Consider the following 26,498-nt stretch of genomic DNA (forward strand, 5'->3'; position numbering starts at 1 on the left):
GATCTCTGCAGTTCATGGAATGCGAGTACCCGCTTCGCACTGGCGACACGCCAGTGGCACCCAAGATTCGCAACTCACAAAAAAAGGCCGGCAGCCCCGACGTTGCCCCAAACGTCGAGGCTGCCAAGCCAGCCGCCGGTCCCGAGCACCTGCCCTCGCCATTCGGCCAACCACCAAAATCGAACGGCAAGCGACCAGCTCCAGGGACCGGCGGCGCCCCTCACTCTTCACCGATCACTGATCACCAGTAACCGATCTCCATTCCCCTACCCCGTGCACTTCACCACATACCGCGGATTCAACACCGCCGCGGCGCCGCGCTCGCTCGCCTTGAACCGCAGCACGACGTCGTTGTTGAACTCCGCCTCGCTGCCAATCGGCGCCTGCGTTACCGTGATCGGCCAGTTCTCCATGTAGGCAAACGCCTTCTTGAAGTCGCCGATGAACCACCACTTCTTCGCGTCGGCCGCCGTGACGCCGGAGGCGACGATTCGCCGATAGGCCAGCCGGCTCTCATGCACGCGGTAGTTCCCCAGCGGGTTGGCCGCCGTCGTCGCCGTCGCGGCGCCGCTGCCGGTGTAGGTCACCTCGGCCGCATTGAAGACTCGGTGAGCTGCATGCCGATACGCCGGCATCACCATCGCCGTCGTGCCGCGAACCAGCACCGGCTCGCCCGTGCCGGGATCGATCATGTCGGCGAACAACTGCTCTGCCGCGTCGACGTCGGTCCAGTCGACCAATTCGTTCGACGTGATGACGTTCTTCCACGGCGTGCTCGTCTGGTACGTGTTGTACGACGTACCGTTCGTCTTGTAGTTGTTCGTCACGCCGACGATTAGATCGAGCAGCCGCTTCTCTTTGTTGAGGCCCAAGATCTCGCCGACCTCGGCCGCCCGCGCAAGCACCAGGTGCGTCCGGTCAAAGAAGATCGTCTCCTTCGTCACCGGCACGATGAAGCCCCGCTTGAGCGTCGACGGCGTGTCGATGTAATCCTCGCCGAACCCCAGATGCGGGTACGGCATCCCCGGCGCCACGACGTCGACGTCGTCGGCAATCCGCTTCATCCCCGGGATCCGTTCGCCATCAAGTCGCGTCGGCACAGTTTGGACGAGCCGTGAGGCGACGAACGCTTCTTGTGTGTAGGCATCCAGAATCTTCGCGTAAATCACCTGCCCTGCGACAGTTTGGAACGCCGTCACGTCAAGGCCGTCGGCAGCCTCAACAACGCTGACGCCGCCGCCATTGCGCGGATCAAGCATGCCGACCCATTGCCGTCCGTCCGGGACCAGCGCCTCGGCCAAATCGCGAATGCTGAAGTCTTCGGGCGCCAGGTCGCGGTTCGCCAGCGCCTCAGTCAAATGCCGCGTCGTTCGCTCAGCGCCGTCGAGTTCGAACCGCCGCTTGAGTTCTCTGTAGTTGAGAGACATGTGTGGAGTTCCCCCTGTGTTTGAAGTTGTTAGGGTTCAGGGTTCGGGGCTCAGAAAGGGACAGGAGGAGGCAGGCAACCCTGCATCTCTTCTGCTGACCCCTGAACCCCGACAACTGACCCCTCCTAAGCCATCACCTGCGGTCCGCCGCGGAGCACCGTGCTGACGACCTCGATCAGCACCCGCGACGCGGCCGGGTTGACGCGCTTGGCGCAACGGCCGATCGCCAGGTTCGCAGTCGCAACTTTGGCGACGACTTGCGACAACAACTCGGTGCCGGTGCCGTCTTCGTCGGAGCCGAACAGGTCGCCGACCTCGGCCGTCGCTGAGATGCAATCGAACTCGAAGACGCCGCTGGTCGCGACTCGAATCGGATTGGAGACGCCGCTCGGCGACGCCTGCATCGCGACGCCGACGAATATGTCATGGAACGCTTCTTGATTGCCGGCCTCGGTTCCCGCGTCGGCGAGTTCCGACGCAGGCAATGCGGCGCCGCTCGATTGATAGATCAGGTCGCCGATCTCGATCACTGTCAGTGCAGCGACCGGCAACACCACCGGATTCGTATCGCCGTACCGCCATCGCATTACGTTTGCCATTGCTCTTACCCCGTTAAAAACGAAAAATATCTTGTCTACAGTGCAGTCGAACCTCCCCTGTCTCCTTTGCGCCTTCGCGCCTTTGCGTGAGATCTGCTTCGAGAAGAAATGTCTCACGCAAAGGCGCGAAGGCGCAAAGAATTCAGTGAAACAACTAAGCCCGCACGCGAATCGCGCGGGCAAACTCTTCCGCCGTTTCGACGCGTACGCCGCGTTGGGCAAGCGCCCAGGGCTCACTTGATCGCGGTCGAGCCGCTTCGGTCGTTTCGCGGAGCGCTAGCTCTTGTCGCAGCGACGCTTCACGCGCGAGCGCCGCTTGTAGTTCAGTTTCCAAGCGATTGCCGCGAGCGATCGCTTGCTCAAGCACCGTCTGCTGCAAGCCGTCGTTCGTCGCGCCACTTGGCCGCTCTTCTTGCTCGAACAGGCCTCGCGTGGAAGCCGGATCGGCGACCAAATCGACGCTTTGCACGTGGGTGATCGCCTCGACGAGCGAATGCGACCCGTCGCGCGTCAGCCGCGCAAGGACGTTGTGCGAGAAGCCGACGTTGCGCGGATTGTGCTGCGCATCCCACGCAAGTTGCTCGGCCACCGCGTGCTTCGGATTGAAGTGGAGATTGCCGAACAACCCCTCGTCGGGACGGAACTCAACCTGCCGAATGACGCCAAGCCGATCGCGGTAGTCGCGCGGCGCAAGCGGCCCGCCTTGCGGGTGATTGACGTTCACCTTGGCGCCTTCGTACAGACCGACCGCCGCAGAAAGCGCCTCGGGCCGATACCGACGGCCGTTGAGCGATTCGAGCCCGATCAGCTTGACGCCCCGCAGGACGCCCGCCGCCCGATCGACCCGCAGCGTCACGCCGCGGGAATCGACGAACTCTTGTAGAACTTCTGTCATGTGATGCTCCTTTCCCATGGATGGAACGAAAAAAGCCTCGACGCCGACGCACGATTTTTAGATCGCACATCATCGTCGAGGCTTGTCGTGATGCTCAGCCGCTCGCGGCTGGGCTCATTTCAATACCAGAACTATGCAAATGACCAAATGACGAAACCCGAATGACGAATGGCCAAACGCTTGCGTCCTCCCATTCGTCATTTATTCATTCGTCATTCCCTACCTCACCATCCGATCGACCGCCACTCGCAAATGTTGAATGTGGCCATCTTGCACGCTGAGCGTGATGCTGGCCGTGCCGTGGAACCCTTGCGTCTCGGCAGCGGCCAGCAACTTGGCGAACTCGGCCTGGGCCTGAGACCGCTTGTTCGTCTTCTCGGATAATTTTCTCGCTTGAATCATGCGTTCGATCCTAGCAAATTGAGTGGCCTAGTTTCGACACAAAAATTGGAAGAATTATTTGGTTGCGAGTATCGAGTTGCGAGCTTTGAGAAAGTGCGAAGCGGCCGAAACTTACGGCTTGCTCTTCACTCTCGCCGCTCGCAACTCGTCGCTCGCTCCTTCCCAGTTCTTTTGCTCCTGGTCGTAATCGAGCCCCAGCCGCTGGCTCCACGTTTGCGGCGAGAGAATTCCCTTTTCAAACGCGATCTTCTCGACCTGCACTTCGCGCAGTTGGTCGCGCACATGCAGCGACGGCAGCGTGATTTGCACCTCGACGCGTTGTCGCACGTCGCGCGGCAGCCGCCCAGCTGCGGCGGCGTTCTCGATGACGCGCCACATCACCAGCAAGTCGTCGTTGCGAAGCGAAGCTTGCAGCCGCTCGAACATCTTCACCGCCGGCCCCTCGGCCACCAGCGTCGACGAGTAGTTCGCGTTCGACGCATCGGAAGTGAACATGAACTCCGGCATCACCAGCCGAGCGGCAATCGCACGCAATTCGGCCTGCAGCACCGTCACGAAGTTGCTCGCGTTCACTCCCGCCGCCGGGAAGTCGTACTCCAGCCCCGCCGGGGCATCGAGGATCGTCCCCGGCTCGTAGGTCGCCAGTCGGCGTGTGCGCCCCGTCGCGGGGCTAAAGCCTGAAGTACTGGAGCCGTCAGTGACAAACTGCTCGACGCCGTTACGCAGCGCGCTGCGATGCTTGCGAATCAGCGCGATCGCCGACTGAATCTCCGCGACCGCGCTCATGTTCCGCAACAGTTTTTCCACTCGCCGCAAGTTCTTCCGCACCGGAAAATAGAGCGACAGCCCCCGCTTCACGTTGGCGTCGACATTTGCCTTACGATGCTGAATCTCGCCCGCCGCGATTGGTTCGCCGTCGACGTAGTAGCCGCGAACCGACTCGACGTCGTCACTTTCCGTGTGCACGCCGAACGACGCAGAGGGTTCTTGCGATAGCTCCTTCGGCGTCGAGACTTGCTCTGGCTCGATGAACCGCACCCGCGTCATGCCGTCGAGGCCGACGAAAAACCGCAAAAAGGCTTCGCCGTCGCGATCCATCCGCCGCACGATCTCCTGCTGCCGCGCGTGCCAGGCATTGACGGACAGGAACTCGTTGAGCACCCCCTGCACTTCCGTCAGCAGCGCGGCCCCGGCTGCGGAGTCATCACGCAGCACCGCTCGGTAGACATGCCCGGAGCCCACGATGTAGCTGATGCGGTTCTCAACGCCGTTGATGGCGAACTCGTTCGTCGCGACGAGTCGTCGGCAATCGAGCCGCACCTCCGCCAACTGCGCCTCGTTAAGATACGGCAACCCCGCCCGCACAAAGCCGCCGCCGGCTTCGTTGAGATTGTTCCACCACATGCCGTCATCGTCGACATACGCCTCGCGCGGATCGACGAGCGCGTCCCACAGCGAGTCGACCGCTTCGCTGACGCGCTGTTCGTACTGATCTAGATACTGTGTCATCGCGTACGCCTCCTCAACTTTGTCTCTGTTTCAATTCAAAAACTTGAACCGCCAAGGAAAGGCGATTTATTCTCCGTTCTCTTTGCGCCTTCGCGCCTTTGCGTGAGACCTGTCTTCTCCAAGAAGATCTCTCGCAAAGGCGCAGAGGCGCAAAGAAAACACAAAACCTGAAGGCAACTAGGTCGCTTTCGTCGTGCTCGTTGTGTCGTCGTGGTTCAATTCCCCTTCGCTTGTTTAGTGGCTTAGCAAGTTGCTCCCGAGGCCGTCGTTGCAGCTGCCGGCCGTTGCTGCTCGCGCGAGGCGGATAGCCATTTCGAGGGCGTCGGGGCCGTCGTCGTGAGTTCCAAGCGGGAAGTCTCGCAGTTGATCGACCAGCAGCGTCGTCGAGGGGCTGGTGCCGCGAAATCGCAGTTGTCGCCGGGCGAGCCAGGGGCCGATGGTGCGGATGCGGACGCGTTTGTTCGTGGTGTTGTGAATCTGCGAGGGTCGCCTGAAGCGCAGGGCGTACCCTACGAACGCTCGCTCGAATTCGTCGATCAGTAGTTCTTGATATTGGTTCGCTTCGACCCCGAATGCGTCGAGTGGAAACTGATTCGCCAGCAGCACGCCCGCTTCGACCATCTCCGGCGTCGGCCGGCGGGCGAGGTCGGCCTCGACGAACATCACGCCGTGCGCGTCAATGCCGAGCACGACGAAGGCCGAGTAATCGCCATGCTGCGCGTCACTACCCTTGCTGGGATCGAGCGTCATCACGAGTATCTGCAAGTTGTGCGGCCAGTCCTCGAACCAAATGTGCGCCCCGAAATAAGCCGCCGGCCATTCGCACTTCGACGGATCGATTGGCGAGTTTTGTTTCTCGCGCTCGAATGCGGCGGATCCCTCGTCGACGCCCATTTGCATGAGCGAGTACAAATCTTCATGCTCGGGCCAAAGCAGTTCGACCCCGGCGAGCATCGCGTCACGACGCTCCTCGAAGAACGCGCGGGCGTTCGCCGTCGCCCACGGGTCGCGCGGATTCGCGTAGCGTTCCTCCCACGCGGCCCAGAGATCCATCCGCTCCGGCCAACGCTCGATCGCGCGGAACAGCCGCGATCGCCAACCTGGCGAACGATCAAGCTCCATCGCGAGCGCGTCGCGATGGAGCGCTGTCGCAAAGTTCACGATGTTTGTCGAGCGGTCGCCCGCCTTCAGCAAGGCGCCGTGAAACCAATCGCGGCTCGCCTGCCGCTGCGACGCCGACGACATATGGGCGTCGTTTTGCAGGTCGTCGCAGATGATAAGCGTCGGTCGATGTTGCCGGAGCCGGCGACCGCGGAGATGCTGCCCGGTGCTGTAGGCTTCGATCACGACGCCGTTGGCGAGTTCGAGGCTCTCGGCACGCCAAACTCGCCCGCGGCCGATCGCGTGCGGATAATAGGCGGCGAGCAGGGCGTTGCTTTCGAGTTCCTTCCGCACGTTGGCGAGATGAGTTCGCGCCTGACCGATGGTGTCGGAGACGATCCAAATATATGGCTCGCGTCCCTCGAGGGCGCACCGCAGCACGTAGGCAAGCGTGCCGAGCGTGCTCTTTGCACTGCCGCGCGGGCCGAGGACGTTGAGTTTGTTGCCGCGCGATGCGTCGCAGCGGTCGAGTTCGTCGCTCAGCCAACGATGCATCCGTGATGGCGGCAAGCGAAAGTGCGCGGGCAGTAGGCAACAGCCCCAATCGAGCAGCGGCAGCGATTGCCACTCCGCGGCAGTCGAGCGAATGACGCGCTGTACCAGGTCGTGCGACAAGGCGCGTAGGACGGCGCCCGTAAACGGCGACGATGGCGCCGAAGAAGTCTCTGCGATATGAGGTTCATGTTTCATAACGTTAAATCCTCCTCAGCAGTCGGCGCCGGCAAGGCGATGCGATCGCTGGAAGCTGCGGGCGGCGGCTCGCTCTTGCCGACGCATTCCGCCGCGATGTTGAGGAGTTGGGTCAATACCGCTTGCCGTCGCGCCGCGTCGGGAATCTCCGCGACGATGAGTTCGGCGATTCGCTGCAGCGCCTCGAACACCGCTGCCGGCAGACTCACGGCATCTTCCGGCCGTGCGCCGGTCCGCGCGTGTTGCTCAAGCCACCAAACGCTCGTTCGCCAGTTCTTCTCGTCGTTGGCGGCCTTGTGGATGTTGCCCATGTGCCGGACGACCGCCTCGGCCTCCGATTGCAGCAGTTCCCGCGCGAGGGGCTCGTTCCGCTGCAGCTCTGCCTCGAGTTGCTCGGGAGTGCGGCCGACAAACTTCGCCGCCGTCGCGGGCGGGCAGCCGAGCCGGACGACGCCGCTGATTTTCGACTGTTCAGTTGGATCCAACATGTCGCCCCTCAGTTCTCGGCGCCCACAAACTCAAATGACACCACCGCTCGCCCCGTCGAACTGCGATAACTTGGAAATCGCTTCGAACCGCTAGGGCTGGCGCCGCTCTTCTTCACGTTCACCGTCCGCCACAGTGATGAGCGTTCGCAGTGGCGAATCAGCGCCGGGTGACTGCTGGTGACGTTGATGCGCAACCCCTCGACCCGATGGAGTTCCGCCACCGCCGCGACGACGCGCATGCCGATGCCCATCCCCTGATAATCAGGCAGCGTGACGATCCGCGTGAACCGCCGGTGATTACGCTTCGTGATCACCGGCAGCGTCGCACAGAACGTCACCGGCTCGCCTTGCCAAGTCGCCAAGTAGCAGCGAGCGCCAGGCGTCAGCGAACCGCTCAGATAGTGATGACGCGCAAACAGCCGCCACGGCGCCACGCCGCAGCGATGGATTTCGAGCTCGATCGCAGGACGCCGAAGACGCCTCCGCTGCAACTCACCCGTCGCCATGTCGAGCACCCAATCGGCTTCGAGCCACTCGGCAACGTCGTAATGGCACGTCACCGCGACGAACCGGCAGCCGATGCTGCCGCGGCGGATCCCTTTGGCGATCGCCATCGAACAAGCTCGCGCGACGTTTCGATCGACGACGCTGGTGAATTCGTCGAAGGCAATAACGGGAGTCACTAGTTCCGAGCTGCGAGCGACGAGTTGTTCGGAGCCAACTTCTATCTCGCTACTCGAAACTCGCGACTCGCAACTTCTCCCCAGCGCCCTCGCCAAATCGCAACGAAACCTCTCCCCGCAACTCAACACGCGATATGGCTTCACCCATGACGGCGGCGAGCTGAAGCCGACCGCGGTTAGCAATTCGACGACCTGCCGCACCGGCAATTCGCCGAAGCAATCGATCACCGCGCGATCGTCGGGCCACTCGGCGCCGCGGTAAAGCCGTTCGCCGTAATACTGCGACGCCACGGTGCTCTTGCCGCTGCCTGAGGGGCCGACGATCAGTCCGACCTGCCATGGCTCGTCATCGCCGGGCAGTTCAACGGCGAATCGTTGCTCGAGCTTCTCCGCCAGCGGCACATCGAACATCCCCGCAACCTGCTGGACCCGGAACGAGTCGTGAACGGGACATTCGACGTTGATTTCAAGTGAAGGCATCGGAAGGGTTCAGCTCTTGGGGTTCAGGGTTCAGTAAATGCAAATTCAAGCGAGCCGGGGCGTCCCCGCCCCCCGGTGAATTGCTTACTCTTCAGCAACTGGCAACTGACTACGGACCACTGACATCCTTCACAACGTCAACACCCGACACCGCCGACCTTCGCCGCGGAGCCGTTCGAACATCTCGCGTTGATCTTCCTCATCGCGACATTCGACAACGACTTGCCACGACTCCGGAATTCGCACTTCTTCGCAATCGCGCTCGACCGCCGCTTCGACTTCGGCCGCCGTTTGGGCGAGGCCGTCTAGTAGTTGCGCCACATGCGGGCTGTTGAACCTCGCATCGATCAGGAGCGCCGTTAGCTGCTCATGATCAGTTCCTGCCAGCGCGGCAATTGGATCGTGCGTCAGCAAAATCTTGTCGGCCTCCTCGGCGTTCACATCGAGCACCAGCACCGGCACGACTGCATCGGGCGTCGTCTCCGCACGGAGGTGGCCGTCAATCAACTGCAGCGAACCGTCGTCGAGTTCACGCGCCAACAACGCCCCGGCGTAGCCGATCTCGGCGAGCAACCCGCGGAGCGCATCACGCTGCGAGTCGGGATGCGTCCGCCAGTTGCGAGGGTTCGGGCGCAGTTCGTTAGCCCTCACACGGCGCAACTCACGAATCCGATCGCGTATTTGCATGCTCAGTCCCTCGTAGCGCTCGCGACAGCGAAATCCTCGACTCGCCCACAAACTGCCGGCTTGCTCTCTAGGTAAATCACCGTAGACCAACCGGCAGGCGCTTCATGAACCCACCATGAAGCGCCCGCCTTGTTGGCTCTCTTCGCTGACGAAATCGACCAAGTCGCTGCTCGCCTCACCAGCAAGATCTATCGGCGAGGCCTCGCAATCGACTTAGTTCTGATCGATCTCCACCCATGCGACGTAGATGCCGTTGCCGCCAACCTGCACGACGCTTCCAGTCACTTGGGCGTCGGTCAGCACTGCGTTCGACGGTCCGTGAGAGCTACCGGTAATTGTCTGCCACCCCGTCGACAACGTATGCGTATTCAATGGAGAGGCGCCTCCCCATACGCCAAGCGTCGGCGTTCCGCTGGGAACATAAGCCCGAATCTTGTAGGTGACCGGCTTACCCGACTTGCGGATGTTGCGAAGTTCCCAGCCCACGCTCGAGTTGTCGAGCCGATAGCACCAAACGTCCTGACCAAGCTCCGAATCGGTCACGCGATGGAACGTCAAATCCCGAGCACAATCATTGGCCGTGCCGATGCCGCGGCCAGGAACAAACAATTGCTTCTTCGTCAACGGATCGAGGAATGGCTCGCGCACGCCTGCGTCGTATTTTGGACCAATGCCGCCGAGATTCACCAATGGGTGATCGGCAGGGTCGTTCGAACCGAGCCAATCGACGCCTGCGTGTAAGTGGAACGCGTTCCCCGCACACGCGGCAACGACCACCGGCAAATTCGTCGGATCGTCCGGATCCGGGTTCGACGTCTCGGTGTTGGCGCCAAAGCGAATCGGGCGGCGATCGGGAACAATGAACGCGATCGGCAAATCGTTATTATCTTGATTGAGCCCCAATGACGGCTCCATCACCGCAGCGCGATCGCCGTCGACGATCAGCCCCGTTCCGAAAAAGCGAGTGACGCCCGCGCCATCACCGCTGATTTCGCGTGCAACATATGACGTATCCTCCGATCGCCCAAATGTGACGCTAGTGGCCGAAACGCTTGTGACGTACAAATAACGGTCCGGCTCGTTCGCTTCGTCTGGATTGACGCGAATGACCGTACGCGGCTCGAAGTAGTCGGTGCAGTTGTAGCCCCAGCCTCCCGGAAACGTAAAGTCGACCGTCGAGGAGCCATCGTCGATTTCCCATTCGACGCTGCTAGGGAGCGCATACGGCCCCACTGGAACAGTACTGAACGCCCCCGAACTATTGTAGCCGAACTCCGCGCGAACTTTGCCAGCCTGACCGGTGATGACGGCGCCCGCGAGCACCGGCGTCTCGATGAACATGTCGTCGATCTGCGAGCCGACGGCTGCGTTGGTCGGAACGCTGTATTCATCGAGCAGCTTACCGATCAGAAAGCCGCGGACGTTGTCGAACACCGGACGATCGCCGTGCGAATTGATAATCCCGTACCGCGCGCCGCGGAACGCACAGTCGCGAACCGTGACGTCGTAGCACTTGTGGAGACGCAGCGAGAACGACTGGTTCGTCGTGTTAAGGACGTAATTCACGCCAGCGCCAGCGTCGGCGTCGTACATCCATGCATGCCCGCCTCCGACGTCGGTCTTCACAAAGTGCCGCAAGTGGGTGAAGTAGCAGCGTTCAAACGACAGAGCACGCGCGGTCTGTTCGCCGGCGTCCAAATCCGTCGTATCGCCGAAGGAAAACACGCTGCCGACGTCGACCACCTGAAACGTGATGTCGCTGAACGCCAACGGCCCGTAGCGGTAGGTGCGAATTTGATTCCACCAGATGTCGTCCTCGCCATCCATGTCGATGACGAAGCGAGTTCGGCTGCGCTCGGCGTTGGCGTTGCCTTCCTCTTGATGCTGCGCCGATTGACCAGTCCGCGCGCCGATGAACGTCACGTTGTCGAAGATCGTCAGATCGCCGTGCGTGCCGACGGGCAGTTCGTCATCGAAATACCAGTCGCCCGCGGGAAAGTAAATCACCATGCGCGTGTCGGTGTTCGCCGATCGCTCTTCCAGCGCGGTGATCAGCGCCGCCGTGTTGTCGGCCAGCGGGTCGTTGGCCGTGCCGATCGTGGAGAAGTCGAGCACGTCTTCCGCGATCTGAGCCGATGCCAGCGATCCGCAAGCTTGCCAGGCCAATAGTGCTGGCAGTAACAGTCGAGTAATTGCCGTTCTCATTTGAATTGTTCCTTAAAATTGTCGAATGGCTCGGCCAACGCCGTGGCGTTGGCTTCGCGTCAAATCCATTCCGAGGACCGCCTGCAGTCCCCCCTTGCTTGTCGAAAATGCTTCTTACGTCCCGTTCATGGCGTCTCCTTTCATGCTGGCGGTGACACGATCCGGCGCACGATGCAGGCCGATCGCGTCGACCACGTCGTTGAGTACATATCCCAGCGCCATCCCAAGCAGCGCGACCATTGCGATCCACGTTCGTCGCAGTACGGCCACCCACCCCACTAGGCCGAGTTCGTCGCCGCGACCTCGCAACGTGTCATTGATCTGCGTTAACATCTCTTCATGCTCCTGCAGTTCACGCTGGACCGCCCCTGGACCGTCGGCGTGGTAGCCGAGTTCGCTTCGCAAGAAAGCGGAGAGGTGGACGACTTGCGTTTCGAGTTCGTGCTGACAGTCCATCGCGATTGCTCTTTCTGGATTTCTAGCCCCCGGCTTCGAGGAAAGTGAACCGTGAGGTCCCTTCCCCTTGATGGGGAGGGTCAGGGAGGGGTGGTTGAAGCGTGTACCAGCTTCACCCCCTCCCCAGCCCTCCCCTCAAGGGGGAGGGAGCCACAACATTCGAAGAAACTCAGAGGCCGGGGCTAGAAGATGCGCTACCGCACCGTCGCGGCTGCTGCCTTGCTCGACTCCGTCTTGAGATTCGGCGAATCGCCCGGCCCTTGCGGCTCTTCGGTCGGACGCACGCCCGAGGCCATGTCGACGCGGTTCGCATCACCGGCGAACGCTTTCAGGTACTCCAGAACCTGCACGTAGCTGCCGTACATTCGCATCGAGTCCTTCACGTAAATGAACGACGTGCGGAAGCGGCTCTCGAGGCGCGTCCAATTGACGATCGCGCGATCGAGGGCGCCGAGGAGCACGAGCGCGTTCTGGCTGCGGAAGTTGAGCTGGCTCCCCAGCGGAATGTTGGCGTCCGATCCGTCGACCGACCACGGCAAGCTGATCAGTCCGCCTGGCGCCTCTTGAATCTCGTCGCCCCCGAACGGCGCCGTCGAACCGAGCAGCGTCTCGTTCGAGTTGATCGCCCGTTCGATGAGATCGCCGAGCGGCGTCTTCTCGGGGTTGTACGTCACGCGGCGCCGCATGCGATCGCACGCGAGCAGATGCTCGACGTAGTGATCCTTCGTCGTCTCGTCGAGTCCGCCGCGAACGCCGAACTCGTCGTTCGCCACGACTTCGCTGCGGAAGTCAAACAGCGGGCCGAGCGCCGCCAAGATATGGAGGTTGCGAAACTCCGGAATGATGCGTCGAAACTGTTCTTTCCCAGGGTCGCCGGCAGGCATGATGGACTCCTTCAAGTTTGAAAATCGTTATGTAAATGTTGCTACTGCGTGGATTCGAATGGGGAATGTGGAATGCTGAGTGGGGACACAAGACCTGTACGAAACCTCTTCTCCCCATTCCCCATTCCCCATTCAGCATTCCTCATTAACTTGAAACTTCGTCGGCGCGATCTCGTTGAACCGCTCGCGCAGCTCGCGCCTTAGCGCGTCGGCCCAAGCGACTTGCTGTGGATCAGCGTCGCTTTCGGCAAGCGCGTCGAGCCGGTCGAGTGCAAGGCGTCCCGCAACCGCGTCTTGTAGCGGGTCACGTCCTTCCAGCTGCGAAAGTCGTAGAAGTTCTCGAGCTTCGCGATCATCACGCTCGATCGGCGATTGCTCGTCGACGGCGAGTGAGACGATGCGTTCGCTACCGTTATGAAACGGATCCGCCGCGGCGGCGGTCGCCTCCGTGGCCGCAAGCGGCGAGGGGTGAGTAGCGAGTTTCGAGGTCGAAGATTCAGGTTGCGATGGTGCTTCTTCTTCTCGTAACTCGCTACTCGCCGCTCGCAGCTTGCGACGTTTCAACCCACGACCGATGAGCCAACCGCCGACCGTCGAGGCAGCGATGACGCCCCAGCCGGCCGGGCCGCTGACGCCGAGCAACGCGGTCGCGATCGTTACCGCGGAGCGAGCGATGTTGCTCCAATTGGGCGACTCCGCGTCGCCGGTCTGCGGTTGAGCATTCCCGTTCGGCGTTGATGCAGCGGGTTGCAGCTCAAGCGCACCGAGCCGCGCGTTGATCGCCGCCAACGCATCGCCGCATTGGCACGAACCACTCGGCTGCTGCGGCGTGACTGGCTTGAACAGCGGAGTGCGTTGCTCGCTGCCGACAAGCGGTCCGACAAGCGGGCAGGTTCCATCAGGGCACCAGGCGACGGCGCCATTCGTTCCATTTGCAGGCGATGTCGTTGACGGAAGGGCGCCCGCTGCTCGCCGCCCCAACGCACGATCGAGAAATCGACCTAGCGGCCGGCCCGTGCTGGCGTAGGTGACGCCGCTGCTTTCGCCCCACACCACCGCGACGAGCCGGCCGCGGTCGTCGAACACGCCGCCGCCCGAATCTCCTGATCGCACGGCGCCTTGAATCCGCACGTTGGTTTGTCCCGCACCTTCCGAATAACCGATCGCCGGGCCTGTGATGCAGCGGTAGGCGCCGGTCGGGCCGAAGCCGCACGCGGTCAGTTGGCTAGCCGTCGACAATTCTCGATTCACTTCGACCGCTGGAGCGGCTGGTCGCGCGATCTCGAGCGCCGCGAGATCGGCTTGGTGATCGATCGCGACAACGAGCGCCCCATGGGTGCGACCATCGGGAAACTCGACGACGACTTGGCCCGTTCCCTCGCTGAACAAGTGGGCGCAAGTGAGGACCAAGCCGCGACTGCCGTCGGGGAGCGCGTCGATCAGCGTGCCGCTGCCGGCGTTGGCGACGCCGCCGGGGAGTTGGTTGTGGATGCGACAGGAGGCAGCGGTGGAGTTCGATGGAGCGATGAATTGGCAGAGGTTGATGGTTTGAACGTGAATGCGGACGGATGCTTCGGGAATCCCTCCCCTAGCCCCTCCCTTCGAGGGAGGGGGACAGGAAGAGAGCGCCAGCGTCAAGCCAATGAGCGACCAGGCTGCGACGGCGGCGAGCGTGGTCGCTTGCTCGCTGTGCAACCACCGCAATTGAAGAATGTTTCTCATCAGACGCCCCCCAACGTGAATCGGTAGCGATAGAACGGGCTGCGCGCGAGGTCGGCCGGCTCGGTCATGCGGTCGGCCAGATGCGGCACCGGATCGACGCCGCCGCCGATGCGGTCGGCCATCGCGCACGCTTGCGAACAAAACGGCGGTTGATTCGCTACGCGGCGATCGTCGCTGTCCGAACTCACCCAGAACCGCCAGACCGGCAGATGCCGTAGGGCCGCGAGCCATACGCCGCGGTAGCCGTAGTCGCAGCCGGCAAGCCGGCGCATGTACCGCACGGCGCCGTAGCGGTTAAACTCGCGCCAGCGATTGCTCGGGTTCGCTTCGAACACGTCGATGGCGCCGGGAAAGCGTTCGATCTGGCTTTCCAGCGTCACCGCGCGGCCTCCCTTCAGCTCGCGGACCTCGCAGCAGAAGAGATCGTTCCCCCACCACACGGCCCGCGCAGCGTGCGTGTAGTCGCTGCGACCGGCGACCGAGATCAATCGCGAGACCAGACCGCTGCCGCGAAAGAGCAGCAGATCGCCGTCTTTGATCTCCCGCTGCACGTCGCTGAGATTGACGTGACACCGCATAGCCTCCCCCTTCCGCCAGTGACGCGAGCGCACAAAAAAAGCCCGCCGCCGACCCTCGGAAGGATCAGCGGCGGGCTTTTGCGGATGGCCGATGTGGCCCCCGCTCGATACCGTTTGCTTGTGCGTGTGACTCTAGCGGAGTGGGTGGCCCAGTTTCAACAAGAAAATTTTTAGATTGTCGGTAGTCCGTTGGCAGTCGTCAGTTGCGTTCGCGAGCGGCACGATTCTAGCCCCTGGCTCTGCCAGGGCGTCGGTAGACACATCGCGCAACGTTGCCCACTTGAATGGCGACTCACCCCCGGGCGGAGCCCGGGGCTAGGGATGCGAGCAGCCCCGCTCGACTACCGCACCGTCGCGCCGCCGCGGTTGGCCATGCGGCCGTTGTAGTCGAGTTCATACGCATTGAACTCGGCCCATACCGGGAAGTGATCAGACACGGTCTCTGCTTCGTCTTGCGAAAGATTCAACGGTTGGCCGGCGAAGTTGTAGACGCCCGACCGGCCGGCGTACTCCGACGTCGAGGCCGTGTGGATCACCAGGTTGTCGTAGAGGGCATTCTGTCGCACGTTGGTAAAAACATTGCCGCCCAATAAACACATCAGACCGGGGATCATCCCGAGCCGCGTTTGCGACATTTTGCGATCGCTCGCGTTGAAGTCGCCCAGCATGATGACGTCGTCTTCGCCATTGCTACTGCGGCGGACAACGCGATAGACCTCGGCCAGCACGTCGAGCTCTTGGCTCAGAGCTGGATCTTTGGGCACGGTGTGGACGTTCACCAGAATGAACGTGAACGCCACGTTTGGATCGACGTTCGTCCGGAAGCTCGCCACATGCGGCTCACGACTCAGCAGGTTGTTCGGGTCGCCGACGGTGTAGACGCTTGAGCGGTCGATGACGATCGTCTTCGTGTTAAAGACGTAGGCGTACTGTTCTTTCTGATCGCTGTTGCCGAGCCGCTCGCTGACGACATAGTCGTACTGGGCCCCTGCTTGATTGACGTAGCTGACGAAGTCCTGCATGTGCCGCGTGTTCTGCGTGCTGATCTCTTGGATCGCGACGACGTCGAACTTGCGGACGACGTCGGCGAGCAGGGCGACGACGCGCCGTTCGCTCATCTTCTTATCGCCGAAGTCACGAATATTGAACGATGCGATCTTGATCGTTAGCCCATCCTGCCCCTGCGGCGCGGCGCCGCCGATTGTGACCGGCATGTTGGCGATCGTCGCCTGCGGCGTCTGCGCGGTTTGCGGCGTCGTGTTCCACGCGTTCGCCGCTGGAGTGCTGGCCGTCGGTTGAGCAGACTGCGCGTTCGGATCAGCCCCCAGTTGATCGAGGGCGCCGCCGCCGATGGCCATCCAAATACCGCCGCCCATGGCGATGAGCGTGGCGAATGATAATAGTTTTTGCACGGCCCGCTCCTTGGGCGCGAATGAGTTCGATCAATCCGTTTTGAACGCCTACGCTGCTCGTTGATGGCGCAGCGTCGCCCGACGACGGCCGAACGTCGAGCGCGCGAGGCGACGGGGCCGTTGGGGCGAGAGGCGGCGGGAGAGTACCCGACGCGGGCGATTGGGGCGAGAGAAGTTGGGTAAGCAAGTGGGCAGATTCTGCCAGCTTGCGTCCCTAGCCCCGGGCTCTGCCCGGGGGTCGGCGTGAAGCAGGGGCAACCTTCCAGCGCGTGGTGCGTCACCCCCGGGCGGAGCCCGGGGCTAGGGGTGCGATGCTAGCTTTGCAAGATGGCCTAGCTCCGGCACGATGAGCCGCTCCATCGCTAGCCGCACCGCCGCGGTCGAGCCTGGCATCAAGAAGACCGCCACGTTGCCGATCATCCCGCCGCACGCGCGGCTGAGCATCGCCGCGGGGCCGATCTCCTGGTAGCTGAGCATGCGGAAGAGTTCGCCGAAGCCAGGCAGCTCTTTCGTGAGTAGCCCAGCCACTGCTTCGGGGGTTTGATCGCGCGGGGCAATGCCGGTGCCGCCGGTAAGCAAGATCGCCGCCACTTGGCCGCAGTCGACGAACTCGCGGACCGCCGCGGCAACTGCCGTGGGCTCGTCGGGGACGATTCGCCGCCCAGCGACTGCATGCCCCGCCGCCGTCAACAGTTCGGCAATGAGATCACCGCTCCGGTCGTCGGCCGCGGTGCGGGTATCGCTTACCGTGATGACGCCGCAGGCGATCGGAGCGGCCCCGGCGGCGCGGTGTTCCTCGGCGGAAGGGCTGTCGTAGCGGCTCATGACGGGTTGCACCGATTTCGCGGGTCGCAGGGCTGGGGGCCGCGGCATTTGCGTGACTTCCGCGCCGCGGCCTCAGTATAATGGAAGTTGCTCCGCCCGGGACCGCCCCGCAGGTTCATCCACGGAGCACAGGAACAAGAGAATGCGTCGCCAATTCATTGCCCTCGGGCTTGTCGCCTGCTCGCTGCCCGCGCCCGCACTGCGCGCCGATCGCTTTGAACTCAAAGACGGCGGCGAAATCTCCGGCGAGGCGCTCGAGCGGAACGAAGCAGGCAACTATCTCATTCGCACCAGCGACGGCGCCGAAATTTCGCTCACGCGACAATCGATTCAGCGGATTGTGCAGCAAGACGCCGACTCTGCTGAGTACCAGAAGCGGAGCCGCGCAATCCAAGACACGCCCGCAGCGCACCGCGAGTTGGCCGAATGGTGCCGCACGAAGAAGATGCTCGCCGACGCCGATCATCACCTCGCCCGCGCGGCGGAACTCGACCCGAACGACGAAGCGTCGCGGCGCAGCCTTGGTTTCCAGCGCGTCGGCAATCGCTGGCTCACAGCCGACCAGTTGATGACCGAGCGGGGGATGGTCTTCTTCGACGGCAAATATCGCACGAAGCAAGACGTCGCCGTGCGAGAACGCAACAAGGGTCAAGACTCGGTCAACGTCGACTGGTTCTTGACGCTGCGTAAATGGCGGGGCTTCATGGACAATCGCCGTGAAGATCGCGTTCGCGAAGGCGAAGCGCAGATCATGGCGATCAGCGACCCGCAAGCGGCGCCGGCGATCATCCGCGTGATGAAAGACGAGCCAGAAGATGCTGTGTTCGAGATGCTGCTGCGGGTGTTGTCACAACTCGACCATCCTGCCGCGCTGCAACAGCTCGTCGCGTATACGCTCGATCCCGATACTGAACCGGAAATTCGCGCGCAATGCCGCGATTACCTCTCACGCTGGCCGCGACCGGTGCCGATCGTACCGTACGTCGATGCGCTCAAGAGCAAGGACAACAAGGTGGTCAACTTGGCCGGCGTCGCGCTTGGCCACCTCAACGACCCAGCGGCGCTTAGCCCGCTGATAGATGCACTTGTGACGACGCATAAAGTGGTCGAGGGGAGCGCCGAGGCGCCGGGCGGAGCGCAAAAGTTCAGCGTCGGCCCCGGCGGCGGGCTGAGCATGGGAGGCGACGCGCCGAAGGTTTACAACGTCGACTTCAACAACGAGCGCGTCCTGCAGGCGCTGCTCAAGCTCTCGGGCAACCAAAAGTTCGAATACGACAAACCCGCCTGGCGAGCCTGGTACGTCGACATGCAAATGCGGCAGCACGTGAACGCTCGCCGCGATCAGTAAGCTGCGCGCAGGTTCTGAATGGAACCGCCGATGAACGCAGATGAACGCGGATAATTCTATTCGCGAAGATTCGCGTGATTCGCGGTTCTATCTTGCACAGAATACGGCACCGCTAATGGACGCTGATCGAACGCTAACAAGAATTAATTGCTTTTCTATTAGCGTCTCATCAGCGTTCATTAGCGGTTTAAAAACGCATTGACCGCGAATCTCGCGAATGGTGATGGAGAGTAGGCAGCGGGCGGTAGCGACTTCTACCCGCGTTTATCTGCGTCCATCAGCGGTTACTTCTTCTGCGAACCGCTCCACAGCAGCACGACTTTGTCCTCGTCGTTGATTCTCGCGAGCCACTCGCCGTCGCGCGTCGCGTAGAAGCGGTCGTTTGCCGACGGCTTATGATTCCGCCAGCGGTGGGGCATGTTCTCCCAGAACTGTTTCGTTGCGACGGCCGACGCTTCGCTCGCCGCAGCCTCGTCGAGCGGCGATAGCGTCGTCGTCACATACTCCACTGCAGTCGGCGTCGCCTTCATCCGCAAGAACCAGCCGTCGGCGAGCGGCGTCAATTCGATCGTTTCCAGGTCTTCGTCGGTCAGCGGCGAGCCATCGAACGACGCGGTCAGCAGGGCCGGCCACTCGGTTCGTTCCGTCACGAGCGGCTGATCGCCCTGCCCTGCGACCCGCCAGCCGTAGATCCCGAAAATCAACGGGAAGAGGCCGATCGCAATCGCCGCGGCGAGAATCAGGCCCAAGTTCGCCTTCGGCGCTTGCTCCGCAGAGCGCTCGGGCAGTTCAAGTTGAGTGTCGTCGTTCATCGCCATGCGTCTCGTCTGCTTACCGGCTCGGCGCCAGGCGGGCGCGGCGCCGTTGCTCCCACCAGCTTTCGCTCACCATCGTCGCCGCGATGCGGTCGTCGAGGTTCGGCCGATAGATTGTGAGCAACAAGAGCGGCAGATACCAGGCGACGTACATTCCGCCGCCGTGGGCGTGCCAGAACTGGACGCCGACCATCAGTGCGGCGGTGCAAGAAATCAGCACGCCGAGATTCTTCCGCCCCGGCCACGCGGCGAAGCTGATCGACAACGCAATGAACGCGATGAGAATCGGAATCCGGTACGCCGGATCCCAGAACCGCCAGATTCCTTGCAAGTGAGCGAGCCGCGGCCAACGGATGCCGAACATTTGCATCAGCTGCGCCAGGAACAGGTCGGGGCTGCCGGCCGTGAACGCCATCGTGATGATCAGCACGCCGATCGCGATGAAGAACCCGCCGAGGAAGCGTTTGATGCCCCGCTCCCAGTAGAAGCTGCACCAAAGCGACAGCAGGAAGAATGGATAATAGTTCGTCCCCGAGGCGAGCCCGATGAGCAGCCCCGCCACCATCGGCCGGCGATACATCACGATCGACCAGACCAGCAGCGCCGCCGGCACCGCGTGCACCGGCGTGCCGCACCAGCGAGCCGTGTAGGGAAGCATCAAGTAAATCGTCGCACAGGCAATCCCCGCGACGAGATTATCGAAATGCCATAGCCCGATCAGCACGAGGCCGACGACGATCAGCACGTGCGAGGAGATCGCCACGACGCGGGTCGTGATCTCGCCAATCCGCAGCTGCCGCTGCTCCTTCTCCGCCGTCGTCTCGGGAGGCGCATCCTCGGACTGCACGATGACAGTTTGCGTCGAGACCCGCGGCAGCAGGTAAATCAGCCAGTAGCCAGGGCCCTCGGTGTCGAAGGTGTCGGCGGAGCTGTCGTCTCCCTCGGCTTGCTGCGTTTTGGCTTTCAGCTCGGCCGCGGGCAGCGCGTGCGTCATGTCGTTCGGCGCCACGCGCCCGGTGACGACGTTCGCCATCAGAAAGAACAGAATCGAACTCGCCAGGAACGTTAAGCCGGAGGCGTTGATGTTCGGATCGAGCAACGGCCGCCGCGTCATCGCGGGGTCGATCAACAGCCGAATGAGAAACAGAATCCCCACGGCAAACAGCCACTGAAACCCCAACTGCTGGATCTCGAGGGCATTCTCGCTAATTCCGTCGGCATCGTAGCTGTACTGCACCAGCAGTAGCCCCGGCGCCAGCGCGATCAGCAAGAACAGGTCGACGTTGCGGATGCTGAAGACGCGGTTGAACTTGAAAAAGAGCGCGAGCATCAAGAACGACGAGAAGTAGGCCCAGCTGGTGGGACTGACCCGCTCGTAGTGAAACAGGATGTCGCTCATGCGATCTACAAGCGCTGAGAAGACGGCGGGAAGTGGACTCGTCGCGGCCCGTGGGCCGCCGGTCTAGAATACGCGCATTGACGCAAAGTGCAACCCGGTTATGGAGTTGCGACTACAGTCGCAGGTCCGCCGTGTCGTCATTATGAGCAGGTAGTTTCTAGCCCCGGGCTCCGCCCGGGGGTCGGCTACCATAATGAAAGCCGTCGCCCCAACGCGACGCTACGTCACCCCCGGGCAGAGCCCGGGGCTAGGGTGCGCAACATCGACTAGCGGTTGAGCATTAATCGCCACGCCCAGCGGCGGCCAAGCGATCGCGTGCCGCAGCGGCCCAAGGACTTTCGGGCGCCAGATCGAGAAACGTCCGCCAATGCTCCAGAGCTTCGGCCGGCCGATCGAGCCGATCGAGCACATGCGCAAGGTGATAGTGCACGTCGGCAAAGTCGGCGCTGTACTGCAGCGCCCCTTCGAGCGTCGCCGCGGCGAGTTCGAGTTCGCCCGTCTCCGCGAGGACGCACCCCAAGCTCGCCCGTGCTTCGACGTACTCTTCGTCAATCTCGAGCGCGGAATAGTAGCGCTCACGGGCCGCGCTCAAGTCGTTCGCACGATAGAGCACGTCGGCCAGCGCGAAATGAAACTCCGGCTGAGGGCCGGCCGCCATCAGTAGCGTGCGGTACGACTCGGCGGCCCGGTCGAGCCGGCCTTCGTCTTCCCAGTCGATTGCTTCTTGTTGCAGTTGGCCAATCAGTGCTTGTAACGCATCGCCGTTGCCACTTTGCTTCGCTCGCTGGCCGACAGCTATAGAGATTGTCACCGGTGCTTCGTCGTTGTCCGCGAGCGAGCTCTCGTCGAAGTCGAGCAACAGTTGCCCGCCCGGCTCGGCCAGGTCGTCGCCTAGCCGCAGAAAGAGCCGCCGACCTTCAACGACGACCCGCGGATCAGCCAACGGTCGCGGGCTGTCGGGCAGCAGCCGGGCAATCTCGGCCAACCGACGGTCGACCATTCGCAACGAGCAGCCAGCCGCGAGCAACTGGGCGAGCCGCCGCGCCACGCCGACTTCTTCGAAATCAAAATGACTGAGCCGCCGCACGACCTTCACGGGCTGCAGCGTCCCCTGCCGCTCCCATCGTCGAATCGCGGCAACCGGCACGCCCACAAGTTCGGCCAACATCGCCGGCGTGTAGAGCCGCTGAATCGCGATCGCGTCCGCTTCGGCAGGTTCGTCATGAGCATCGTCGGCCATAGGGGCCAAGTCTCGGCGAGTGGCGAGGCGATGTCAACGCAACCGCCGCAACCGCTGCGCGCAAAAAAGCAGCCCCGACCTAGCTAGGTCGGGGCTGCGATTGGTTCTCAATTCAATTGCCAACCGCCGGCTCAACCGCCGCAGCAAGGTTGCTCGACGATCGGTACTTTCATCACAATGGTCCGCGGCACGCGGATCGTTTGCGTCACCGGCACTTGCTTGCAGACAACGCGCGGCTGCTGAATGGTCTCCTGCTGGGCGACCATCTTGCAAACCCGCACATCGAACTTCTCAACCCGCTCTTCCTGGACCCACTTGCAAGTGGTAACCGGAATCTGGCGGACATGCTCTTCGGGAACCATCTTGCAGACCTTCACTTCGACCTGCTGCGGCACCCGCTCGACGACTTGCTTGTAGGTGGTCACCGGCACTTGGCGAATTTGCTCCTCGTTCACCGTGCGGCAGACCTGCACCGGCACCTTACGGACGCAGGTCTCGGCAACCTGGCGCTGCACTTGCACCGGCACTTGTTCAACAACTTCTTGCGCGACCATCGTCGTCACCGGCACTTGCTGGGCGACGAGGTTCGGCTTCCAAACTTGTTGCACGACGGCTTGCGCGGGGGGCGTCGTGTTCGCCCACACCAACCCGGGACGCTGCACGACGGCGATGCCGGTCGTTGGATCGACGGTCGGCGACGCGGCCATCCACGTCAGTCCGCGGCGGGTCGGCGCCGGCTGGAACATCGTCACTTGGTTGACCATGCAACCTTGGTCGACTACTTGGGTCGCCATCGTCGTGACGGGACGCATCACGGTCGAGCGACGCTGCGTTTGCACCGTTTCGACCACCGGACGCATCACGGTGAATTGCTCTTCGCGTTCAGCCGTTTCCCAGACCTGCTTCTGGACGACGAACCGCTCTTCGCGGGTGCTCGTCTCGGCAACGGTACGCACCACGTCGTAGCTGGCGTCGCGCATCTGGGTTTCGTAGACCGGCTTCATCACGGTGAAACGTTCTTCGCGAGTCGACGTTTCCGTCACCGGCTTCGACACCATGAAACGGCGTTCGCGCTGCTGGGTTTCCCAAACGGGCACCTGCCGGGTGACTTGCACCTGGTCGTAGACCGTCTCCTGCTCCATGCGGTAGGAGGTGACTTGTTGCTCGTCGTACACGGTCTGGCATTCCAGCCGGTAGGTCTGTCCACAGCAATCAGCCATGGCGACCTGCGGCGTCGACGCCAACGGAACAACGGCGGCCAGCGCCACGGTGAGCGCATCACGAACGGTTTTCATCGTAGTAACCCCAACGAAAGTGCCCGAGAAGATCTGCGGGACGCGCAATACCCTGTTCGCGTTGTCCGACGAGACTTCCCCTCTACGAGCCCTCAGCCAAGTCATTTGTGGGAGGCGTCTCCGACGCCGATTCCGTTCACCACCGCCAACCAATGCGGCAGCTCGACGTCGTATCGGGGTCGGAGACCCCTCCCACAGTTTCTTTGGCAAAGCCCTCTACGAGAGTCTTGGAGACAAACGCGCGCAAGGCAAATCACAACACTTGAAAATTTTTGCTAGCAACGGATTAAGCGTCACATGCGACGCCTCTTAGGGCGAGGCTAGCGAGCAAACGCTGCTTCCATCGGAACGCGCGGTCACGACCCCTTCAATGGGAAAGTCGTGCGCGCGGCGGCAAAAGAGACCGCCCCATGCGCAACAACCGGCACAATCGACAAGCTTTGCCGGAATTGGCGGCACGACCGTTACTTGCCGGCCGCCCGCGCTTTGACCCGAGTGAGAGTACGCTCTGCTTCGTCGATGAGTTCGTCGGGTACGGGGCCTTCTTTCTGAAGTTTTTCCAAAGACTTCAGAAAACCCTCCATCGCTTCCTCAAGCGGCGCAAACGCCTCTGCTGGCAACGCTGGCGTCTCCCGCAGGCGATTGGTCGATTTGAGGGCGCTGCTGAGGATCATATTCCGCTTGAACGCCCGCTGCTTGGCCAGCGATTCTTCCGTCACATCCGGGGTGAGGGCCTTCTCGCCCGCGACGCTCGCAGCGAGCGAATCGACGTCGAACATCTCGGCCACTGCCGCCGGCGCCGCCGGGTGACCGAGCCGCGCGAGCGCCGCCGCCGCGTTGAACCGGGCGTCGGTGTACGGATCGTCGGCGAGCACCACGAGCTTTTCAACGAGCCGCGGATCGGCCTCCGATGATTGCGCTGCCGAGGCTTCCGCGACGACGCCGATGGCGAACGTCGTCTCCGAACGGACCAATTCATCCTGATCGTCGGCAAGCGTCAGCAACGCCTCAATAAGCTGCTCGTCAACTAGCGGCTGCGGCGGCTTGAGCGCGGCCATCGAACCGGCCAGCACGGCGATCGCGTTGATCGCCCGCCGCCGCACGTCGCGCTGCGGGTCGTGGAGCGCCGCGTTCAACAGCGCCGGCAAGCCATCGGCGACTTGAAACTCGCCGAGCGCCGTCGCCAGAAAGATCCGCATCGTCACTTCGGCGTCTTCGGGCCGGCCGGCTTCGACCATTTCGTTGACGTATGCGGCGATCTGGCCTGACAGCTCGTGACTGACTTTCAGCTCCGGATAACGCTGCGGCAGCCGCAGCATGTCAGCCAGCTCTTTTGCCTGCTGGAACCGAGCCTGGTTGTTCGAGCGGAGCGCTGCGACGATCTTCGCGGGATCTTGCTCGCCGCGACGGGCGAGCGTCTCGATGACGAACCAAATCCCCACCACCGCGGCGACGATCACCGCCGGGATGACGAACAGCTGAATGATGAACCCCGCCGACGGCGGCTCGACCGGCGGCAGCAGTTCGTCCGACGAGGTCCGCATCCGGGCGTAGCGGTTGTCGGCATCGGAGGCGCCCTGCGAAAACTCGTTCTGCGGCGGTATGCTGGAGGACATCGCGAACCTATCCGCCTGTCGTCGTCGACGGCTTAGCTCAAGTTGACTTCAGAAGAGTTTTCAACACAGAGAGCACAGAGGACACAGAGAAGAAATGTCGGTGCAAACCCGGCCGATTTCCTCTGTGCTCTCTGTGTCCTCTGTGTTGAAAAATGCATTTAAACTTCGCCCAATGTACCACCTCCCTCTGACGCTCGAAACGCCCGCCGCCAACCTCGCCCTCGACGAGGCGCTCCTCGACGCCGCCGTCGACGGCCAGTTGCCGGGCGAGGTGCTGCGGCTGTGGGAATCGCCCGGTTACTTCGCCGTCCTCGGCCGGTCGTCGCCGCTGAGCGAGGTCCATGCCGAGACCTGCCGTCGCGACGACGTTGCTGTGCTGCGTCGCGCCAGCGGCGGCGCCACGATCCTCACCGGGCCGGGCTGCCTGATGTATGCGGTGGTGCTCGACGCCGAGCGGCGGCCAGAACTTCGCAGCGTCGACCGAGCTCATGAGTTGGTGCTCGACACCATCGCCGCCGCCCTCGCCCCGTTCGCCCCCGGCATCGCCCGCCACGGCACGAGCGATCTCACGATCCCCGCCGAACGCGCCGGCGACCCGCCCGTAAAATTCTCCGGCAACAGCCTGCGACTCAAGCGAGGCCATCTCCTCTACCACGGCACGCTGCTCTACGACTTCCCGCTCGACCAAGTTGAAACCTGGCTCGCCGCTCCCGCCCGCCGTCCCGAGTACCGCGGCGAGCGCGACCACCGCCAGTTCGTCACGAACATTTCCGCGACGCGCGCCGCACTAGAAACCGCCCTCACCAACGCCTGGTGCGCCACCGAACCGCTCCCCGCCTGGCCCCGCGACCGCACTGCTGAATTGGCGGCCACTCGCTACGCCACCGTCGAGTGGTAAACAACTCCCAGCATTTCCTTTGCGCCTCTGCGCCTTTGCGTGACACATTTAAAAACAAAGATCTCACGCAAAGGCGCGAAGGCGCAAAGAAAGAAGAGAAAAAACCATGCACCGTCAGCCGCTACTACAACTGCTCGATCGCTACGACAGCCGCCATCCGAGCGAGGCGGCGATGACTGATCGCATTCGCCAGCTCGTCGTCGCCCATGCCGACTGCTTCGACCGCACTTGCCGGCCTGGACATATCACCGCCTCGGCATGGATCACCACCCCTAAGCGCGATCGGTTCCTGCTGGTCCACCACCGCAAGCTGAACCGCTGGCTGCAGCCGGGGGGCCATGCCGACGGACAGACCGACGCCGCGGACGTGGCGATGCGCGAGGCGACCGAAGAGACCGGCCTGCCCAACCTCCGTCACGCCGCCACGGGCGCCGACGCGACGCCGCTCGACGTCGACGTTCACATCATCCCCGCCCGCCACGACGCCGCCGGCAACCAGATCGAAGACGCCCACGAACATCACGACGTCCGCTTCCTGATCATCGCCGAGGGGGACCTCGCCCCGCAGGTGAGCGAAGAATCACACGCCGTCCGCTGGTTCACTGCGGAAGAGCTGCAAGCCACGATCGAAGAAGAATCGGTCCTAAGGCTCTGGCGCAAATCGGCCCTCTAGCGAGCCGGGGCGTCCCGCCCCCGGCGCTTTTGCAATTTCGTCAGTCGTCCGTGGTCAGTCGTCAGTTGCTGCTGTCGCCGCTGCACTCTCCCTCCGCCGCCCCCCGGGGGC

The 26,498-nt window shown here is 62.6% G+C and carries 24 protein-coding genes; 3 read left to right on the plus strand and 21 right to left on the minus strand.

The annotated features are described in order from the left end of the window. Positions 1–266: 266 nt before the first annotated feature. The 16 genes from PLANPX_RS25300 to PLANPX_RS25370 all read right to left on the minus strand — a co-directional run bounded on the left by PLANPX_RS25300 (position 267) and on the right by PLANPX_RS25370 (position 17,103). Positions 267–1,427, minus strand: coding sequence for a hypothetical protein (locus PLANPX_RS25300; RefSeq protein WP_152101408.1), 1,161 nt, complete (start codon positions 1,425–1,427; stop codon positions 267–269). Between the two features lie 125 nt (positions 1,428–1,552). Beyond that, positions 1,553–2,026, minus strand: a complete 474-nt coding sequence (locus PLANPX_RS25305; protein ID WP_152101409.1) for a hypothetical protein — start codon at positions 2,024–2,026, stop codon at positions 1,553–1,555. Between the two features lie 154 nt (positions 2,027–2,180). Next, positions 2,181–2,921 carry a hypothetical protein gene (locus PLANPX_RS25310; RefSeq protein WP_152101410.1) on the minus strand — a complete coding sequence of 247 codons (741 nt, stop codon included), beginning with the start codon at positions 2,919–2,921 and terminating at the stop codon, positions 2,181–2,183. 219 nt (positions 2,922–3,140) lie between these two features. Continuing rightward, the gene (locus tag PLANPX_RS25315; protein ID WP_152101411.1) at positions 3,141–3,323 is read right to left on the minus strand and encodes a hypothetical protein; all 183 of its coding nucleotides are present in this window, start codon (positions 3,321–3,323) and stop codon (positions 3,141–3,143) included. Positions 3,324–3,434: 111 nt separating this feature from the next. Next, the gene (locus PLANPX_RS25320; RefSeq protein ID WP_152101412.1) at positions 3,435–4,832 is read right to left on the minus strand and encodes a phage portal protein; all 1,398 of its coding nucleotides are present in this window, start codon (positions 4,830–4,832) and stop codon (positions 3,435–3,437) included. 234 nt (positions 4,833–5,066) lie between these two features. Further along, positions 5,067–6,683 carry a hypothetical protein gene (locus tag PLANPX_RS25325; RefSeq protein WP_152101413.1) on the minus strand — a complete coding sequence of 539 codons (1,617 nt, stop codon included), beginning with the start codon at positions 6,681–6,683 and terminating at the stop codon, positions 5,067–5,069. Continuing rightward, positions 6,680–7,171 (minus strand): hypothetical protein, encoded by a 492-nt coding sequence (locus PLANPX_RS25330; RefSeq protein WP_152101414.1) that lies wholly within the window; start codon positions 7,169–7,171, stop codon positions 6,680–6,682. The genes PLANPX_RS25325 and PLANPX_RS25330 overlap by 4 nt, the downstream gene beginning before the upstream one ends. Positions 7,172–7,179: 8 nt before the next feature. Then, positions 7,180–8,334 carry a GNAT family N-acetyltransferase gene (locus PLANPX_RS25335; protein ID WP_152101415.1) on the minus strand — a complete coding sequence of 385 codons (1,155 nt, stop codon included), beginning with the start codon at positions 8,332–8,334 and terminating at the stop codon, positions 7,180–7,182. A 129-nt stretch (positions 8,335–8,463) separates the two neighbouring features. Next, complete coding sequence (locus PLANPX_RS25340) at positions 8,464–9,021, minus strand: ParB N-terminal domain-containing protein (protein ID WP_152101416.1); 558 nt, start codon at positions 9,019–9,021, stop codon at positions 8,464–8,466. Positions 9,022–9,234: 213 nt separating this feature from the next. Beyond that, positions 9,235–11,226: a glycosyl hydrolase family 28-related protein gene (locus PLANPX_RS25345; RefSeq protein WP_152101417.1), complete on the minus strand. Its 1,992-nt coding sequence runs from the start codon at positions 11,224–11,226 to the stop codon at positions 9,235–9,237. Between the two features lie 114 nt (positions 11,227–11,340). Further along, positions 11,341–11,682, minus strand: a complete 342-nt coding sequence (locus PLANPX_RS25350; RefSeq protein WP_152101418.1) for a hypothetical protein — start codon at positions 11,680–11,682, stop codon at positions 11,341–11,343. A gap of 194 nt (positions 11,683–11,876) precedes the next feature. Further along, positions 11,877–12,566 carry a hypothetical protein gene (locus PLANPX_RS25355; protein WP_152101419.1) on the minus strand — a complete coding sequence of 230 codons (690 nt, stop codon included), beginning with the start codon at positions 12,564–12,566 and terminating at the stop codon, positions 11,877–11,879. 132 nt (positions 12,567–12,698) lie between these two features. Then, positions 12,699–14,288, minus strand: coding sequence for a S1 family peptidase (locus tag PLANPX_RS25360; protein WP_172992328.1), 1,590 nt, complete (start codon positions 14,286–14,288; stop codon positions 12,699–12,701). Next, positions 14,288–14,866, minus strand: coding sequence for a hypothetical protein (locus PLANPX_RS27595; RefSeq protein ID WP_172992329.1), 579 nt, complete (start codon positions 14,864–14,866; stop codon positions 14,288–14,290). The genes PLANPX_RS25360 and PLANPX_RS27595 overlap by 1 nt, the downstream gene beginning before the upstream one ends. A 341-nt stretch (positions 14,867–15,207) precedes the next feature. Further along, positions 15,208–16,278, minus strand: coding sequence for an endonuclease/exonuclease/phosphatase family protein (locus tag PLANPX_RS25365; RefSeq protein ID WP_152101421.1), 1,071 nt, complete (start codon positions 16,276–16,278; stop codon positions 15,208–15,210). Positions 16,279–16,578: 300 nt separating this feature from the next. Beyond that, positions 16,579–17,103: a MogA/MoaB family molybdenum cofactor biosynthesis protein gene (locus PLANPX_RS25370; RefSeq protein WP_152101422.1), complete on the minus strand. Its 525-nt coding sequence runs from the start codon at positions 17,101–17,103 to the stop codon at positions 16,579–16,581. Positions 17,104–17,245: 142 nt separating this feature from the next. Here PLANPX_RS25370 and PLANPX_RS25375 point away from each other — a divergent pair, with 142 nt between their 5' ends. After that, complete coding sequence (locus tag PLANPX_RS25375) at positions 17,246–18,451, plus strand: HEAT repeat domain-containing protein (protein ID WP_152101423.1); 1,206 nt, start codon at positions 17,246–17,248, stop codon at positions 18,449–18,451. Positions 18,452–18,735: 284 nt separating this feature from the next. Here the strand turns inward: PLANPX_RS25375 and PLANPX_RS25380 are convergent, their stop codons facing one another. The 5 genes from PLANPX_RS25380 to PLANPX_RS25400 form a co-directional block, all read right to left on the minus strand. Continuing rightward, complete coding sequence (locus PLANPX_RS25380) at positions 18,736–19,263, minus strand: hypothetical protein (protein WP_152101424.1); 528 nt, start codon at positions 19,261–19,263, stop codon at positions 18,736–18,738. Between the two features lie 19 nt (positions 19,264–19,282). Further along, complete coding sequence (locus tag PLANPX_RS25385) at positions 19,283–20,665, minus strand: hypothetical protein (RefSeq protein ID WP_152101425.1); 1,383 nt, start codon at positions 20,663–20,665, stop codon at positions 19,283–19,285. Between the two features lie 280 nt (positions 20,666–20,945). Further along, entirely contained in the window at positions 20,946–21,905 is a 960-nt protein-coding gene (locus tag PLANPX_RS25390; RefSeq protein WP_152101426.1) for a helix-turn-helix domain-containing protein, read from the minus strand. Positions 21,906–22,036: 131 nt separating this feature from the next. Further along, positions 22,037–23,200, minus strand: coding sequence for a hypothetical protein (locus PLANPX_RS25395; protein ID WP_172992330.1), 1,164 nt, complete (start codon positions 23,198–23,200; stop codon positions 22,037–22,039). Between the two features lie 464 nt (positions 23,201–23,664). Further along, a complete protein-coding gene (locus tag PLANPX_RS25400) occupies positions 23,665–24,816 on the minus strand; it encodes a HEAT repeat domain-containing protein (RefSeq protein ID WP_152101428.1) in 1,152 nt (383 codons plus the stop codon). Between the two features lie 172 nt (positions 24,817–24,988). Between PLANPX_RS25400 and PLANPX_RS25405 the strand changes: the two genes are divergently transcribed. After that, positions 24,989–25,714, plus strand: coding sequence for a lipoate--protein ligase family protein (locus PLANPX_RS25405; RefSeq protein ID WP_152101429.1), 726 nt, complete (start codon positions 24,989–24,991; stop codon positions 25,712–25,714). 106 nt (positions 25,715–25,820) lie between these two features. Further along, positions 25,821–26,387 carry an NUDIX hydrolase gene (locus PLANPX_RS25410; RefSeq protein WP_152101430.1) on the plus strand — a complete coding sequence of 189 codons (567 nt, stop codon included), beginning with the start codon at positions 25,821–25,823 and terminating at the stop codon, positions 26,385–26,387. The last annotated feature ends 111 nt before the right edge of the window (positions 26,388–26,498 follow it).

This window comes from Lacipirellula parvula (assembly GCF_009177095.1).
GTDB classification, from domain to species: domain Bacteria; phylum Planctomycetota; class Planctomycetia; order Pirellulales; family Lacipirellulaceae; genus Lacipirellula; species Lacipirellula parvula.

Coding starts and splice junctions, on each gene's coding strand:
- PLANPX_RS25300 (WP_152101408.1), bottom strand. CDS start 1,427: ATGTCTCTCAACTACAGAGAACTCAAGCGGCGGTTCGAACTCGACGGC.
- PLANPX_RS25305 (WP_152101409.1), bottom strand. CDS start 2,026: ATGGCAAACGTAATGCGATGGCGGTACGGCGATACGAATCCGGTGGTG.
- PLANPX_RS25310 (WP_152101410.1), bottom strand. CDS start 2,921: ATGACAGAAGTTCTACAAGAGTTCGTCGATTCCCGCGGCGTGACGCTG.
- PLANPX_RS25315 (WP_152101411.1), bottom strand. CDS start 3,323: ATGATTCAAGCGAGAAAATTATCCGAGAAGACGAACAAGCGGTCTCAG.
- PLANPX_RS25320 (WP_152101412.1), bottom strand. CDS start 4,832: ATGACACAGTATCTAGATCAGTACGAACAGCGCGTCAGCGAAGCGGTC.
- PLANPX_RS25325 (WP_152101413.1), bottom strand. CDS start 6,683: ATGAAACATGAACCTCATATCGCAGAGACTTCTTCGGCGCCATCGTCG.
- PLANPX_RS25330 (WP_152101414.1), bottom strand. CDS start 7,171: ATGTTGGATCCAACTGAACAGTCGAAAATCAGCGGCGTCGTCCGGCTC.
- PLANPX_RS25335 (WP_152101415.1), bottom strand. CDS start 8,334: ATGCCTTCACTTGAAATCAACGTCGAATGTCCCGTTCACGACTCGTTC.
- PLANPX_RS25340 (WP_152101416.1), bottom strand. CDS start 9,021: ATGCAAATACGCGATCGGATTCGTGAGTTGCGCCGTGTGAGGGCTAAC.
- PLANPX_RS25345 (WP_152101417.1), bottom strand. CDS start 11,226: ATGAGAACGGCAATTACTCGACTGTTACTGCCAGCACTATTGGCCTGG.
- PLANPX_RS25350 (WP_152101418.1), bottom strand. CDS start 11,682: ATGGACTGTCAGCACGAACTCGAAACGCAAGTCGTCCACCTCTCCGCT.
- PLANPX_RS25355 (WP_152101419.1), bottom strand. CDS start 12,566: ATGCCTGCCGGCGACCCTGGGAAAGAACAGTTTCGACGCATCATTCCG.
- PLANPX_RS25360 (WP_172992328.1), bottom strand. CDS start 14,288: ATGAGAAACATTCTTCAATTGCGGTGGTTGCACAGCGAGCAAGCGACC.
- PLANPX_RS27595 (WP_172992329.1), bottom strand. CDS start 14,866: ATGCGGTGTCACGTCAATCTCAGCGACGTGCAGCGGGAGATCAAAGAC.
- PLANPX_RS25370 (WP_152101422.1), bottom strand. CDS start 17,103: ATGAGCCGCTACGACAGCCCTTCCGCCGAGGAACACCGCGCCGCCGGG.
- PLANPX_RS25375 (WP_152101423.1), top strand. CDS start 17,246: ATGCGTCGCCAATTCATTGCCCTCGGGCTTGTCGCCTGCTCGCTGCCC.
- PLANPX_RS25380 (WP_152101424.1), bottom strand. CDS start 19,263: ATGAACGACGACACTCAACTTGAACTGCCCGAGCGCTCTGCGGAGCAA.
- PLANPX_RS25385 (WP_152101425.1), bottom strand. CDS start 20,665: ATGAGCGACATCCTGTTTCACTACGAGCGGGTCAGTCCCACCAGCTGG.
- PLANPX_RS25390 (WP_152101426.1), bottom strand. CDS start 21,905: ATGGCCGACGATGCTCATGACGAACCTGCCGAAGCGGACGCGATCGCG.
- PLANPX_RS25395 (WP_172992330.1), bottom strand. CDS start 23,200: ATGAAAACCGTTCGTGATGCGCTCACCGTGGCGCTGGCCGCCGTTGTT.
- PLANPX_RS25400 (WP_152101428.1), bottom strand. CDS start 24,816: ATGTCCTCCAGCATACCGCCGCAGAACGAGTTTTCGCAGGGCGCCTCC.
- PLANPX_RS25405 (WP_152101429.1), top strand. CDS start 24,989: ATGTACCACCTCCCTCTGACGCTCGAAACGCCCGCCGCCAACCTCGCC.
- PLANPX_RS25410 (WP_152101430.1), top strand. CDS start 25,821: ATGCACCGTCAGCCGCTACTACAACTGCTCGATCGCTACGACAGCCGC.